The organism is Rhodococcus aetherivorans (assembly GCF_025722975.1).
GTDB classification, from domain to species: domain Bacteria; phylum Actinomycetota; class Actinomycetes; order Mycobacteriales; family Mycobacteriaceae; genus Rhodococcus; species Rhodococcus aetherivorans.
The window spans coordinates 834,139-848,162 of sequence record NZ_CP106982.1; the positions used below are offsets into that span (position 1 = coordinate 834,139).

Genomic DNA, 14,024 nt, shown 5'->3' on the forward strand with positions numbered 1-14,024 from the left:
TCTAGATCGCGAAGAACGGCGTCTCCACACCGTTCGGATCGAGGTCCTGAACGTACACGGTCCAGGCGTAGCCGTCGTCGGACTTGTCGGCGATCAGCTTGTGCCGCTGCGACTCCGGTAGTGCGGTGAGCACCGGGTCGGAGGCGTGCGCGGCGAGGTCCTCCGGGAAGTACATGCGGGTGCAGAGGCGGTCGAGCATGCCGCGCGCGAAGATCCCGACGTTCAGGTGCGGCGCCTCGTCGGCCTCGGTGTCGGACTCGTGGGCGCCGGGCTTGATCGTGTGGATCGCGGCGGTGCCGGTGCCGTCGGCGGCGCTGCGGGCGAAGCCGCGGAAGCCCTCGGCGCCGAACCGGCCCTCGGCGTCGGCCTGCCAGGTCTCGACCATGGCGTCGGCGATCGGCTCGCGGTTCCCGTCGATCACGGTGATGCGCACGGTGATCCGGCCGGGGGTGTCGGCGGGGACGACGTCCGCGCCGTCGGCCCACTCGAGGCCGATCTTCCAGTACGGACCGACGGTCTGCGACGGTGTGGGACCGAAGGCGGCGGTGCTCTGGTCGCCCGGGGTGACGGGGTAACGAGGAGCGAACTCACTCATCGTCGTCCTCCTCGTTCTCGAAGGGGGTGGCCTCGCGTCCGCGCAGGACGATGTCGAAGCGGAAGCCGAGGGCCCAGTTGTCGACGGTGGCGTCGTAGTCGAAGACGCTGACCATCCGGTGCCGCGCCTCGGCGGGCACCGCGTTGTAGATGGGGTCCTGGAAGAACATCGGGTCGTCGGGGAAGTACATCTGGGTGACGAGCCGCTGCGTGAACGCCGTGCCGAACAACGAGAAGTGGATGTGGGCGGGACGCCAGGCGTTGTGGTGGTTGCGCCAGGGGTAGGCCCCGGGCTTGACGGTGGTGAACCGGTATCGGCCCGCCGCGTCGGTGACGCAGCGGCCGACGCCGTTGAAGAACGGGTCCAGCGGGGCGGGCCAGTTGTCGTCGACGTGCCGGTAGCGGCCGGCGGCGTTGGCCTGCCACACCTCGAGCAGCGCGTGGGGGACGGGCTTGCCGTCGCCGTCGAGGACGCGGCCGTGCACGATGATGCGCTGGCCGGCGGCCTCGCCGCCGTTGGCGATGCTCAGGTCTGCGTCCCCCTCCTGCACGCGGTCCTCGCCGAAGACCGGCCCGGTGAGCTCGCCGAGCCGCTGTGGGACGAGCGTGAGCGGCTGCGCCGGGCGGCGCAGCGCTGTGGTCCGGTAGTCGGGGAAGTCGAGCGGCGGGTGCACGCCGTCGGGGCGGGCGAAGCGGGGCGGCAGGTGAAGCATGGGACCTCGGTGTTCGATGCGTGTTCGCGATATGGACGGAAGGACGCTATGCGTACGAGGCTAGTGGGTCGTCCTGGCCGAATCAATATTCCAAAATGAAACAGTCTCGAAATGGTTCGTATCACGGACGGGGGTTCACATTACGCACAACTGCCGCTATCGTAGAGGCATGGACAAAGTCGTTGCCACCGCCGCCGAGGCCGTAGCCGACATCCCGAACGGCGTCACCATCGCCGTGGGCGGATTCGGTCTGGTCGGCGTCCCGGAAATCCTGATCAACGCGCTGCTCGAGCAGGGCGCCACCGACCTCGAGACGGTCAGCAACAACTGCGGCACCGACGGCTTCGGCCTCGGGGTGCTGCTGGAGAAGGGCCGCATCCGCCGCACCATCTCCTCCTACGTCGGCTCCAACAAGGAGTTCGCGCGGCAGTACCTCTCCGGTGAGCTCGAGGTGGAGCTGACCCCGCAGGGCACCCTCGCGGAGCGGCTGCGCGCCGGCGGCGCCGGCATCCCCGCCTTCTTCACCCCCGCGGGTGTCGGCACCCAGGTCGAGGAGGGTGGCCTGCCGCTGCGCTACGACGGCAAGGGCGGTATCGCCGTCGCGTCCCCGCCGAAGGAGACCCGCGAGTTCGACGGCGAGACCTACGTCATGGAACGCGGAATCGTCGCCGACTACGCCCTGGTCCACGCCTGGAAGGGCGACCGGCACGGCAACCTCGTCTACCGCACGAGCGCCCGCAACTTCAACCCGCCCGCCGCCACGTCGGGCCGCATCACCATCGCGCAGGTCGAGCACCTCGTCGAACCCGGCGAGCTCGACCCCAACGAGATCCATACCGCCGGCATCCACGTCCAGCGCGTCGTGCACGTCGGCCCCGTCACTGTCGGCATCGAGAATCGGACGGTCCGTTCATGACCCAGGCAGCCACCACCATCCAGAAGCTCACCCGTGAGCAGATGGCCGCGCGCGTGGCCGCGGAACTCTCGGACGGCCAGTACGTCAACCTCGGCATCGGCATGCCGACCCTGGTGCCCAACTACCTCGACCCGGACGTCGAGGTGATCCTGCACTCGGAGAACGGCGTGCTCGGTGTCGGGCCGTATCCGACCGAGGACGAGCTCGACCCCGAGCTCATCAACGCCGGCAAGGAGACCATCACGGTCATCCCCGGGGCCTCGTTCTTCGACTCGGCGGAGTCCTTCGGCATGATCCGCGGCGGACAGATCGACGTCGCCGTCCTCGGCGCGATGCAGGTCTCCGCCAAGGGCGACATCGCCAACTGGATGATCCCCGGCGCGATGGTCAAGGGCATGGGCGGCGCGATGGACCTCGTCCACGGCGCCAAGCGCGTCATCGTGATGATGGAGCACGTCACCAAGAAGGGCGAGCCCAAGATCTTCGAGGAGTGCACCCTGCCGCTCACCGGCAAGCACTGCGTCCAGCGGATCATCACCGACATGGCGGTCATCGACGTCACCGACGAGGGCCTGAAGCTCGTCGAGACCGCGCTCGGCGTGAGTGTCGACGACGTTCTGGCCGCGACCGCCGCGACGCTCATCGTCTGACCCTTCCTCCCCTGACGGGCCGAATGTCACACGGGTTCGATCTGACTGAACCCGTGTGACATTCGGCCGTCTGCGTTTTACGGGGCGACCTCCTCGCGTCGCCACGCGAACGGCGCGAGCGGCGGGTCCAGCTCGGCGGCGGTGAGGCGGTTGGCGAGCGTCGAGAGGGTGAAGGTGCCGACGCCGAGGACCACCTCGAGGGCGTTGCGCGCCGTGAACCCCGCCGCGGTGAACTCGGCCCACCGGTCGTCGGGCACCGCACCGGCCGAATCGAGTACCGCCAGGGTGAACCTCCGCAGGACCTCGAGTCGTTCGTCGGCGAGGGCCCGGCCGGTGCGCAGTGCGTCGACGAGGTCCCCGGGTGCGCCCATCCTGGTGAGCTTCGCGCTGTGCAGGGCGACACACACGTGGCATTCGTTGCGGGTGGCGATCGTCAGCACCAGCACCTCCCGTTCGATCTCGCCGAGGATGCTGCGCTCGAACAGTGCGTTGGCGCGGGTGAAGGCCGACAGCAGTTCGGGGGATTCGGCCATGAGCGCGACGGGGTCGGGCACGAATCCGAACTCTCGTCCGATCGCCGACATGATCGGCCGGGCTGCGGGCGGCGCGGTCTCGGGGCTGTGGCGGGTGAAGGTGGTGGGCATCGAACCGTCCTCCGTTAAGATAGACAACATGGTTGACGGAACGGTAAACCAAGTTGTCGAATCCGCGCAAGGCCCCGGCTACGAGCTGCCACTCCTGCTGTTCGCGGGATTCCGTGCCCTGGTCGACGCTCTGCATCGGCAGCTCGCCGAGGAGGGGCATCCGGACGTGCGCCCCGCGCACGGCTTCGCGATGCAGGCCATCGGAACCGCCGGCGCCTCGGCCAGCGAGATCGGCCGCCGTCTCGGCGTGTCCAAACAGGCGGCGGGCAAGACGGTGGATCGGCTCGAGCAACTCGGGTACGTGCGGCGGGAGGCGGATCCGTCCGATGCGCGCGCGAAGACCGTCGTCCTCACCGACCGAGGCCTCGACTGCCTCCGGCGCTCCGCGGCGATCTTCGACGAACTCCGTGGCCGGTGGGGCCGGACGTTGGGCTCCGAGCGCCTGCGGCAGCTCGAAGCCGATCTGCGCACGGTCGCCGGCGCCGAGGGCTTCCGTCTCGATGCGCAGGCGTGGTTCGACCGGTGACCGCCGTGGCGCGGCGATCTGGACAACTCGGTTAATTCCGGTTAACTTCAGGGTCCGTTGTCCCGACCGGCCCAGGAGACCTTGTGAGCACGCGCTTTCCCGCCATGGAACTGAAGGATCTGCCCGGGGACATCGCAGAGCGCGTCCTCGAAGTGCAGGAGAAGTCGGGGTTCGTGCCCAACGTGTTCCTCACCTTCGCGCGACGTCCCGCCGAGTGGCGGGCCTTCTTCGCGTACCACGACGCGATCATGTTGCGGGAGGACTCCGGCCTGACCAAGGGCGACCGGGAGATGATCGTCACCACGATCTCCGCCGCCAACAACTGCCTGTACTGCGTCGTGGCGCACGGCGCGATCCTGCGGATCTACGAGAAGAAGCCGACGGTGGCCGACCAGGTGGCGGTCAACTACCGCACCGCCGACATCGAACCGCGGCAGCGCGCGATGCTCGACTTCGCCACCAAGGTCAACGAGCGTGCCTACGACGTCGACGACGCCGACTTCGCGGCCCTGCACGCCCACGGCTTCACCGACGAGGACGCCTGGGACATCGCCGCGATCACCGCGTTCTTCGGCCTGAGCAACAAGATGGCCAGCGTGACCGGGATGATGCCCAATCCCGAGTTCTATCTCATGGGCCGGGTGCCGCGGCAGTAACGTTCAGCCGTCCTCGTCGTCGCGGGGTTCCGGCTCGGGCTTCGTCCTGCCGGTGGGGTCGACGACGAGTTCGTAGCGGCGTCCGTATGTTTCGACCAACGCCTGCAGCACGGCGACGACGGGGACCGACACCAGCGCCCCGATCGCACCGAACAGCGACGCGCCGACGATCACCGAACCGAATGCGACGGCCGGGTGGATCGACACGGTCTTCGACGTGATCCGCGGGTGCAGCACGTAGTTCTCGACCTGCTGATAGGCAGTGCCGAACAACACCACCCACAGCCCGTCGATCGGCTGGTTGGCCGCGGCGATGATCGCCGGCAGCGCGATCGCGAGATACGTCCCGAGGGTGGGCACGAACTGCGACACGACCCCGGTCCACAGCGCGAGCGGCAGCCAGTACGGCACACCGATCGCCATCAGGAAGATGCCGGTGCCCACGGCGCTGACCGCACCCAGGATGAGCCGCGAGACGACGTATCCGCCGGCCTTCTCGACGGAGGTCTCCCACACCGTCGAGATCACCTGCTGCTGCCGGGCCGGGAACCAGCTCGAGATCGTGCGGCGCATCGCCGGTCCCTCGGCCGACATGTAGAACACGAACAGCAGCATCGTCATGGCCTGGAAGACCACTCCCACCACAGACGACACCACCCCCACGACCCCGGGGGTGAACCGCTGGACCAGTTCCCGGACGGTCTCCGGGGTCAGGCGGAGGAGCTCCGGACCGGTGGCGAAATTCGTGTCGAAGACGCGGTTGGCCCATTCGGTGACCGCGGTGAGGGCGTCCGGCAGGGCCTTCAACAGCTGGCCCAGCTGCTCGACGAGCAGGGTGCCGAACAGCGCGACGAACCCGATCGCGAAGGCCAGCAGAGAGAAGAGCACCAGGCCGGTGGCGGCGCCGCGCCGCATGCCGACGCGTTCGAGCCAGTCGACGACCGGCTCGAGGGTGATGCTCAGCAACCACGCCAGGAACAGCAGGCCCAGGAACCCGCGCAGGTTGTGGAACAGCCAACCCGAGAGCTGGTAGGCGGCGACGGCGAACAGCACGTACAAGATCGCCGGCCGCAGCCAGCGGGGAGCACGCCGGCCGGCGTTCTCACGCTGCGCCGGTCGCCCGCCCGGGTCGTCCTCGCTCATCGCACACTCCGCGGTCGCCCGACTGTTCCGTACACAGCGGGAATGTACTCGCCTGCCCGCCGTGGCTCGGAGCGAATGTATCGGTCGCTACCGCTGTCGAGATGAGCGATACATTCGCTCGGCCCACAGGGTTCGCACGGGACAACGAAACCGGCCCGGACTCGTGAGAGTCCGGGCCGGTGGTGGTAGCGGGGACAGGATTTGAACCTGCGACCTCTGGGTTATGAGCCCAGCGAGCTACCGAGCTGCTCCACCCCGCGTTGCATCGCCAACTATACACGAGGTCGGGGGTGCTCGCGTTCAGGGGCGTCCGGGCGCCCCAGGCTCTCCGCGTAGTAGCCGCGAATGTGCTCGACGATACGGGCGCGGGCCAGCTCGGGATCGCCCGCCCGAACGGCTTCGAGCAGCCCGCGGTGCTCGCAGCGCAGCCGGGTGCACGTCGTGGGCCAGGTGGTCAGAGGGGCGCCGGCGAGCACGTAGCTTTCGATCGAGTCGCGCAGGCCCGTCATCATCGCCGCGATCACCTGGTTTCCGGCCGCGTCCGCCATCGCGATGTGGAACCGGGCGTCGAGCACCAGGAATTCGTGTGCGGCGAGCGTCGCGTCGTCCATCGCGTCGAGCAGCTGCTCGGCGTGCGACAGGTCCGGGGTGGGGTCGCTCGCGGCCAGCGCGCGCATCACCTCGGTCTCGAGGACGAGACGGGTCTGCACCACGTCCGACACCGGGAAATTCTGCGCTGCCACCTGCAGGCGCATGAGCATGGACATGCCGCCGGTGGGCCGCGAGACGATCATCGCGCCCGCGGTGGGCCCGGAGCCGGTCTGCGCGGTGAGCAACCCGAGCGCTTCCATCACGCGCAGTGCCTCCCGCACCGACGAACGGCCCACCCCGAGCTCGGCGGCCAGGACGCGTTCCCCGGGCAACCGCTGGCCGGGGGCGAGGTGTCCCGAGACCAGTTGCTGCTCGAGGTGGTTCAACACGGTCTCCCATGCGCGGGGCTCGGACTGCGACATGGTGCGAGCCTATGCCGTTTGCCGGTCGCACCGAACGCGCGGATCCTGGGAGACAGTGATCCTCGTGAGGAGCAGTCATGACCGAACCGATTCCTCCCGAGCTCGAACCGTTCGTCGCCGAGAAGGTGGTGCTGCTGCAGACCCGGAAACGGGACGGCAGCTGGGTCGACACCCCCGTCAACATCGCGGTGCGGGGCGATCGCGCCTATTTCCGTACGCCCGGGCGAGCATCGAAGAACAAGCGGTTGAAGAACTTTCCCGAGGTACGCATCAGCCCGTGCACGTGGCGGGGGCGGGTCACCGGATCCGCGGTCGAGGCCACCGTCCGGCTGCTGTCGGGCGCCGAGTCGGTGGCCGCGGCACGCGCGATCGACCGCAAGTATCCGGTGCTGCAGCGCTACCTGGTGCGTGCCGCCCACAAGGTCATGCGCACGCCCACACTGCACTACGAGCTGACCGGGCTGCACCCGCCCCGGTAGTGCCGGCTCACGGCAGCATCCACGACAGCACCGGAGTCGACTGGAGATACACCAGCACACACAACAGCGCGAGCATCCCGACGCTGTAGCCGACGACCTTGCGCAGCAGCAGCGGCTCGCTGCCCGGCCGGGCGACTGCGGTCGCCGCGATGGTGAGGTTCTGCGGGCTGATCAGCTTGCCGACGACACCGCCGGAGGTGTTCGCCGCGACCAGCAGTGTCGGATCGATACCCGCGGCCTGGCCCGCTGTCTGCTGCAGCCGCGCGAACAGCGCGTTCGCCGAGGTGTCCGAGCCGGTGACGGCGGTACCCAGCCAGCCGAGGATCGGCGACAGCAACGCGAAGATCGCGCCGGTGCCGGCGAGCCACGTACCGATCGCGACGGTCTGCCCGGAGTGGTTCATCACGTACGCCAGTCCGAGCACCGTCGCCACTGTGGCGATGGAAAGCCGCATCTTCCACAGTGTTTCGCCGAAGGTGCGGAAGGTGAGCCGGACGGTCATCGGGAACCGCCCGTCGCCGCTGCGCACCGTGTACACGACGCCGACGATGATCCCCGAGAGCAGCAGGAGTGTGCCGGGATTCGACAGCCACGGCAGCGTGTAGATCGCCCCGGTCGACGGATCCCCGCTCGCGGTGAGCAGATTCCCGTACAGCCCGGGCCACTCGATCTTGATGTCGTTGCCCGACAGCCACTTCGGCACGTCGAGGCCGAGGGTCCACAGCTTGGCGATGCCGAACACCACGATGACGAGCAGGTACGGGAACAGGGCCATTGCCGTGCGCACGGCGCCGATCGGTTCGGCCGTGACGTGCGAATGCTGGTCCTCGGGCGTGGTGGGCCGCCAGAACCGCAGCATGAGGACGGCGGCGGCGAGCCCGACGAGGGACGCGACGACGTCGGTGAGTTCGTACGAGAAGTTGCTCGAGCACCAGTACTGGGCGACCGCGAAGGCGAAACCGGTGACCAGCGCGATCGGCCACACCTGCCGGACGCCGCGCCGGCCGTCGACCAGCAGCAGCAACAGCAACGGCACGAACCACGCCAGGACCGGCGTCTGCCGGCCGACGACGGCCGCGATCTCGGTCGACGGGATGCCGGTGAGGTTGCCGGCGGTGGTGATCGGAATTGCCATGGCGCCGAACGCAACCGGTGCGGTGTTCGCGACGAGCACGGTGACGGCGGCGCGGATCGGGGGCATTCCGATCGCGATGAGCATCGCGCCGGTGATGGCGACCGGTGCGCCGAATCCGGCGAGGGCCTCGAGCATGCCGCCGAAGCAGAATGCGATGAGCATCGCCTGGATGCGCATGTCGCCGTGACCGACCGAGTTGAACACGTGCCGCAAGTCCTCGAAACGTCCACTGACAACGGTGAGTTCGTAGAACCAGATTGCGGTCACCACGATCCACATGACCGGGAACAGGCCGAACGTGATGCCCTGCAGCGCGGACAGTCCGGCCAGCGGCGCCGGCATGCCGAAGCCGACGACGGCGACGACGAGTGCGACGGCGAGCGCGCCGAGCCCGGAGTACCAGGCCTTGAGCTTGAGGCCGGCGAGCAGCACGAAGAACGTCAGCAGGGGGACCAGGCCCAGCAGGGCCGTCGCGGTGAGGTTGCCGGCGACGGCGGTGGTCGACGGCGTGTACGTCACCGCCAGCAGTTCGGTTTCCACATGAAACTCCCGGTTTGCGCCGCGGACCGCGGCGGGTTCTGTGGTCAGACCACAGGACCGTACACCATGACCCCGGTCACAATCGAGTGCCGGAGGGAGCCGGGAGAATTTCGGCCGAGGGGGTGACGCACCGCACCGACCATGCGTTACTGTGGTCTGACCACACAGACCCGATGCGGAGATCCACATGCGAATCGCCCTGTTCGCGACGTGCCTCGGGGACACGATGTTCCCCGGTGCCGTCTCGGCCACCGCCCTGCTCCTCACCCGGCTCGGCCACGACGTCGTCTTCCCCGAAGGCCAGACCTGCTGCGGCCAGATGCACGTCAACACCGGCTACCAACCCGACGCGCTGCCCCTCGTCGAGAACTACGCCGACACCTTCGGCGACACCCACATCGACGCGATCGTCGCGCCGTCCGGGTCCTGCGTCGGTTCCGTGCGGCACCAGCACGAGATCGTCGCCGCCCGCTACGGCTCGCCGGCGCTGTGCGGCCGCGTCGACACGGTGAAGGCGAAGACGTACGAGCTGTCCGAGTTCCTCGTCGACGTCCTCGGCGTCACCGACGTCGGCGCCTACTTCCCGCACCGGGTCACCTACCACCCCACCTGCCATTCGCTGCGCATGCTGCGCGTCGGCGACAGACCGCTGCAACTGCTGCGGGCGGTCCGCGAGATCGACCTCGTCGAACTGCCCGAGGCCGACTCCTGCTGCGGATTCGGCGGCACGTTCGCGATCAAGAACGCCGAGACCTCCACCGCGATGCTCGCGGACAAGCTGTGCAACATCACCGCGACCGGCGCCGAATACTGCAGCGCCGGCGACTCGTCGTGCCTGATGCACATCGGCGGTGGGCTCTCGCGCCTGCGCACCGGGGCCCGCACCATCCACCTCGCGGAGATCCTCGCCTCCGTCGAACCGGCCGTCACGCCGAAGGGAGTGCCCGCATGACCGTCCTCGGCATGCCCGCCGTCCCCCCGCGCGGCTCCGGCAATCTGCGCGGCACCGAGAAATTCCCCGCCGCAGCGCATCACGAACTCGCGAACACCCAGCTGCGCCGCAACATCGGCAAGGCCACCCACACCATCCGGGCCAAGCGGCTGAACGTGACCGACGAACTGCCCGACTGGCAGCAGCTCCGCGACGCCGGCGCCGCCGTCAAGCGCGACGTGCTCGGCCGGCTGCCGGAACTGCTCATCGAGCTCGAGGCGGCGGTCGTCGCCCGCGGTGGCGTCGTGCACTGGGCGGCCGACGCCACCGAGGCCAACGCCATCGTCACCGACCTGGTCCGCAAGACCGGCTCGGACGAGGTCATCAAGGTCAAGTCGATGGCCACGCAGGAAATCGGGCTCAACGAGCATCTCGAGGACCAGGGGATCACGGCCTACGAGACCGATCTCGCCGAACTCATCGTCCAGCTGGGTCACGACAAGCCGTCGCACATCCTCGTCCCCGCCATCCACCGCAACCGTGCCGAGATCCGCGAGATCTTCCTGCGCGAGATGCCCGATGTCGACCCCGATCTCGACGACAACCCGGCACATCTCGCGGCTGCGGCCCGCAAGTTCCTGCGCCGGAAGTTCATGACCGTGCCGGTCGCGGTGTCGGGCGCGAACTTCGGGATCGCCGAGACCGGCACCCTCGCCGTCGTCGAATCCGAGGGCAACGGTCGCATGTGCCTGACCCTGCCGCAGACCCTCATCACGGTGATGGGCATCGAGAAGCTGCTGCCCACCTTCCGGGACCTCGAGGTGTTCCTGCAACTGCTGCCGCGGTCGTCGACGGGGGAGCGGATGAACCCGTACACGTCGATGTGGACCGGCGTCACCCCCGGCGACGGACCGCAGGAGTTCCACCTCGTGCTGCTCGACAACGGCCGCACCGCCGCGCTCGCCGACGGGGTGGGACGCGAAGCGCTGCATTGCATCCGGTGCTCGGCCTGCCTGAACGTGTGCCCGGTGTACGAGCGCACCGGCGGGCACGCCTACGGCTCGACGTATCCCGGGCCGATCGGCGCCGTGCTCAGCCCGCAACTCGCCGGCATGGACACACCGGGTGACCCCAACGCGACCCTGCCGTTCGCGTCGAGCCTGTGCGGAGCATGTTTCGACGCGTGCCCGGTCAAGATCGACATCCCGTCGCTGCTGGTCGAACTGCGGCACCAGAAGGTCGAGCACGCGCCGTTCGGGGTCGAGGCCGCGGCGATGAAGGCGGCCTCGCTGGCGATGTCGTCGTCGCGCCGGTGGACGGCCGCGCAGAAGGCCGCCGGACTCGGCCGGCTCCTCGCCGGGAGGAAGGGGAAGATCACGACGCTGCCCGGGCCGCTGGGAGGCTGGACCGAGGCGCGTGATATTCCGGCACCACCGAAACAGACGTTCCGGCAATGGTGGAACTCGGACGAGGGGCGGGCCGCGCTGGCGCAGGCTCGCGAGAAGGGACGACAGCAGTGAGCACCCGGGATGTCATCCTCGGCCGGATCCGTGACGCCCTGACCCTGGCTCCGCCGGAGCCCGTGCAGGTTCCGCGCGACTATCGCACCGGACGCACCCTGCCCGACGCGCAGCGCCGGGAACTGCTCGTGGACCGGCTCGTCGACTACAAGGCACACGTCCACGAGTGCACGCCCGGCGACCTGCCCGACGTGCTCGCACGGGTCCTCGCGGAGAGGGGTGTGCGGCGCGTGGGGATTCCCGCCGGACTGGATCCCTCGTGGCTGGCGCGGTTCGACGGTGACGTGGTGGTGGACTCGGCCGAGATCCCCGCGCCGGACCTCGGCGCACTCGACGGCGTCGTTACCGCCTCCGCCGTCACGTGCGCCGAGACCGGCACGATCTTCCTCGACGGAAGCCCGGGCCAGGGGCGGCGTGCGCTGACCCTGGTGCCGGACCTGCACGTGTGCGTGGTGCCGCTCGCCGACGTCGAGGTCGGGGTCCCGGAGGCACTGGCCCGGCTGGTGCCGGAGCGGCCCACCACCATGATCAGCGGCCCGTCCGCAACCTCCGACATCGAACTCGAACGAGTCGAGGGTGTGCACGGTCCGCGGACCCTGGACGTGGTGATCGTTGGGTGAGCCTGCTGAGCGAGCACACCCGGCCGGCCCTCGGCTGGCGGTTCCGCGGTAGCTGCCGATCCGCCGGTGAATTCTACTTCTTCGCCCCGGACGACGAACCATCGCACGTCCGGCGCCGGCGCGAGGCCGCCGCGAAGCGGATCTGCGCGAGCTGCCCGGTGCTGACGGAGTGCCGAACCCACGCGATGCTCAGCAGGGAGCGGCACGGTGTGTGGGGCGGTCTGTCGGAGCGGGAACGCCGCACCCGGCGCTGACCGCGGACGCGCTCCCCGGTTCCGTGACCGGGGAGCGCGTACCACCTCTGTGTCACACCGCGGCCACCAGCGGGGCCACGACCCGCCGTCCGGTGGCGGTGCGGATCGCATCGGTCAGCACGGCCGGGTCCGCGGTGTCGACGACCGCGGCGATGTGCGCGTCGGGCCGGACAACCCACACCTCGTGCGCTGCCGCGGAAAGGCTTTCGGCGAGCGCGCCCGTCGCGTCGATGTCGTCGATGGCGTGGATCCGAACCGGCGCGCTCGTGGCGTCCAGCGCGAGCGTGCGCAGCGTGGTCGCGTCGACGTCGCGGCCGTGCAGGAGCAGGATTCCCGCCCGGGCCAGCGCACGCAGGCGCGTGGCCCGACCGCACACCGCGACCGGCATGTCCGGCAGCAGAACGCCCGGAACGGGCTGTGGAGCAACACCCCTGGCGGGCCGACCAGCGAAGGGACGGGCCGGGTCCGCGGTGGTCAGTGGCGAGTCGGCATACCAGAACGGTTCCGCGAGGCGGCCCGAGTCGACCTGGGCGCGGGCGTCGGCGTCGTCGGCCGCCGCCTCGAGGATACGCAGGCGGTGTGCGCGCTGCTCGTCGGTCTGCGGCACCAGGAAATCCATTGTCGCGGAAGTGACCTCGATGTTCTCGCGCGCCGCGGCCCGCCGCTCCAGGTCGTAGGTGTCCAGGAGCGACTCGTCGGCCCAGCCGCGCAGCACGAACGCGAGCTTCCACGCGGCGTTCTCGGCGTCGCCGACCCCGGAGTTCAGTCCGCGCGCACCGAACGGCGACACGAGATGAGCGCAGTCGCCGGCGACGAGGACGCGGCCCACGCGCATCCGGTCGACGAGACGAGCATGGAAGCGGTACACGGACTTCCACACGATCTCGTAGGGCAGCTCGGCGCCGATGATCCGGCGGATCCGGCGGTCGAGGGCGCCGCTCTCCGTTTCGGCCTCGAGGTCGTAGTCGCCGGGGACCTGCCAGTCGATGCGGAACGTCGAATCCGGGCACGGGTGGATGAGCACCTGGCGTCCGGGATTCCACTCGGGATCGAAGTAGAACCTGCGCTCGTGTGCCCAGTCGGGGATGTCGGCCTTGATGTCGCAGATGAGGAACTTGTCGTCGAACGTGCGACCCGCGAAGTCCAGCCCGAGGTGCGTGCGGAACCCGTCGGCCCGCGCCCCCATCGTCGCGACCGCGTAGGCGACGGGCACGACGGCGGGACCGTCCGGGGTCGTGCACAGCACGCGTACGCCGGCGTCGTCCTGGTCGATACCGTCGACATGGTGACCCCACCGGACCTCGATGAGCGGTTCCTCGGCGATGCGCTCGTCGAGCAGCTGCTCCGTGCGGGCCTGGGAGATGTTGACGAACGGCGGGAACGCGGAGCGGCCGTTGTCGACGAACGGTTGGGTGAACAGCTTCTCGTCGCGGTAGAAGGTGCTCGCGGTGTCCCACGTGACGCCCTCCGCGGCGACCTGCTCGCCGACACCGACGGCGGCCCACACTTCGAGCACGTCGCGTTGCTGGCAGATCGCCTTCGAGCCGATCGGGTCGCGTTCGGGGCGAGCGTCCAGGACGATCACGCGAATGCCCCACCGGGCGAGCAGCAGGGCGGTGGTCTGCCCGACAGGTCCGTTCCCGAGCACCGCGACGGTGCCGTTGTGAATGTTCCGCACTGTCATCACATT

At 69.2% G+C, this 14,024-nt stretch carries 16 protein-coding genes and 1 tRNA gene; 9 read left to right on the top strand and 8 right to left on the bottom strand.

Annotated elements, in window-relative coordinates; all coding sequences use genetic code 11:
• Nucleotide 1: 1 nt before the first annotated feature.
• Nucleotides 2-595: a protocatechuate 3,4-dioxygenase subunit alpha gene (pcaG, locus tag OCS65_RS03920; protein ID WP_029546484.1), complete on the bottom strand. Its 594-nt coding sequence runs from the start codon at nt 593-595 to the stop codon at nt 2-4.
• Nucleotides 588-1,307, bottom strand: a complete 720-nt coding sequence (pcaH, locus tag OCS65_RS03925) for a protocatechuate 3,4-dioxygenase subunit beta (RefSeq protein WP_029546483.1) — start codon at nt 1,305-1,307, stop codon at nt 588-590. Before pcaH ends, pcaG begins: the two co-directional genes overlap by 8 nt.
• 169 nt (nt 1,308-1,476) lie before the next feature.
• On the opposite strand from pcaH, the gene OCS65_RS03930 reads away from it, so the two are divergent.
• Both OCS65_RS03930 and OCS65_RS03935 read left to right on the top strand, forming a co-directional pair.
• Nucleotides 1,477-2,223, top strand: coding sequence for a CoA transferase subunit A (locus OCS65_RS03930; protein ID WP_029546482.1), 747 nt, complete (start codon nt 1,477-1,479; stop codon nt 2,221-2,223).
• Entirely contained in the window at nt 2,220-2,873 is a 654-nt protein-coding gene (locus OCS65_RS03935) for a CoA transferase subunit B (RefSeq protein WP_263508858.1), read from the top strand. Before OCS65_RS03930 ends, OCS65_RS03935 begins: the two co-directional genes overlap by 4 nt.
• A gap of 77 nt (nt 2,874-2,950) precedes the next feature.
• Here OCS65_RS03935 and OCS65_RS03940 read toward each other — a convergent pair whose 3' ends face one another.
• The gene (locus OCS65_RS03940) at nt 2,951-3,517 is read right to left on the bottom strand and encodes a carboxymuconolactone decarboxylase family protein (RefSeq protein WP_239010538.1); all 567 of its coding nucleotides are present in this window, start codon (nt 3,515-3,517) and stop codon (nt 2,951-2,953) included.
• A 28-nt stretch (nt 3,518-3,545) separates the two neighbouring features.
• Here OCS65_RS03940 and OCS65_RS03945 point away from each other — a divergent pair, with 28 nt between their 5' ends.
• Nucleotides 3,546-4,043: a MarR family winged helix-turn-helix transcriptional regulator gene (locus OCS65_RS03945; RefSeq protein ID WP_051446174.1), complete on the top strand. Its 498-nt coding sequence runs from the start codon at nt 3,546-3,548 to the stop codon at nt 4,041-4,043.
• Nucleotides 4,044-4,147: 104 nt separating this feature from the next.
• Complete coding sequence (locus tag OCS65_RS03950; RefSeq protein ID WP_037201207.1) at nt 4,148-4,699, top strand: peroxidase-related enzyme; 552 nt, start codon at nt 4,148-4,150, stop codon at nt 4,697-4,699.
• A 3-nt stretch (nt 4,700-4,702) separates the two neighbouring features.
• Here the strand turns inward: OCS65_RS03950 and OCS65_RS03955 are convergent, their stop codons facing one another.
• The 3 genes from OCS65_RS03955 to OCS65_RS03965 form a co-directional block, all read right to left on the bottom strand.
• Complete coding sequence (locus OCS65_RS03955) at nt 4,703-5,842, bottom strand: AI-2E family transporter (RefSeq protein WP_029546477.1); 1,140 nt, start codon at nt 5,840-5,842, stop codon at nt 4,703-4,705.
• Between the two features lie 183 nt (nt 5,843-6,025).
• Nucleotides 6,026-6,102: transfer RNA gene (locus OCS65_RS03960), tRNA-Met, on the bottom strand.
• A 12-nt stretch (nt 6,103-6,114) separates the two neighbouring features.
• Nucleotides 6,115-6,855, bottom strand: coding sequence for a FadR/GntR family transcriptional regulator (locus OCS65_RS03965; RefSeq protein WP_029546476.1), 741 nt, complete (start codon nt 6,853-6,855; stop codon nt 6,115-6,117).
• 77 nt (nt 6,856-6,932) lie between these two features.
• Between OCS65_RS03965 and OCS65_RS03970 the strand changes: the two genes are divergently transcribed.
• On the top strand, nt 6,933-7,334 hold the full coding sequence (locus tag OCS65_RS03970; RefSeq protein ID WP_263508861.1) for a PPOX class F420-dependent oxidoreductase: 402 nt from the start codon (nt 6,933-6,935) through the stop codon (nt 7,332-7,334).
• Between the two features lie 7 nt (nt 7,335-7,341).
• Here OCS65_RS03970 and OCS65_RS03975 read toward each other — a convergent pair whose 3' ends face one another.
• Nucleotides 7,342-9,009, bottom strand: coding sequence for an L-lactate permease (locus OCS65_RS03975; protein ID WP_263508863.1), 1,668 nt, complete (start codon nt 9,007-9,009; stop codon nt 7,342-7,344).
• Nucleotides 9,010-9,196: 187 nt separating this feature from the next.
• Between OCS65_RS03975 and OCS65_RS03980 the strand changes: the two genes are divergently transcribed.
• From OCS65_RS03980 to OCS65_RS03995, 4 genes are read left to right on the top strand one after another with little or no spacing between them, the layout of a single operon-like run.
• Entirely contained in the window at nt 9,197-9,961 is a 765-nt protein-coding gene (locus OCS65_RS03980) for a (Fe-S)-binding protein (RefSeq protein ID WP_231772351.1), read from the top strand.
• On the top strand, nt 9,958-11,460 hold the full coding sequence (locus tag OCS65_RS03985; protein WP_006940641.1) for a LutB/LldF family L-lactate oxidation iron-sulfur protein: 1,503 nt from the start codon (nt 9,958-9,960) through the stop codon (nt 11,458-11,460). The genes OCS65_RS03980 and OCS65_RS03985 overlap by 4 nt, the downstream gene beginning before the upstream one ends.
• Nucleotides 11,457-12,080 carry a LutC/YkgG family protein gene (locus tag OCS65_RS03990; RefSeq protein WP_006940643.1) on the top strand — a complete coding sequence of 208 codons (624 nt, stop codon included), beginning with the start codon at nt 11,457-11,459 and terminating at the stop codon, nt 12,078-12,080. Before OCS65_RS03985 ends, OCS65_RS03990 begins: the two co-directional genes overlap by 4 nt.
• A complete protein-coding gene (locus tag OCS65_RS03995; protein WP_152103802.1) occupies nt 12,077-12,334 on the top strand; it encodes a WhiB family transcriptional regulator in 258 nt (85 codons plus the stop codon). Before OCS65_RS03990 ends, OCS65_RS03995 begins: the two co-directional genes overlap by 4 nt.
• A gap of 52 nt (nt 12,335-12,386) precedes the next feature.
• Here the strand turns inward: OCS65_RS03995 and OCS65_RS04000 are convergent, their stop codons facing one another.
• Complete coding sequence (locus tag OCS65_RS04000) at nt 12,387-14,018, bottom strand: FAD-dependent monooxygenase (protein WP_072636465.1); 1,632 nt, start codon at nt 14,016-14,018, stop codon at nt 12,387-12,389.
• Nucleotides 14,019-14,024: the final 6 nt, after the last annotated feature.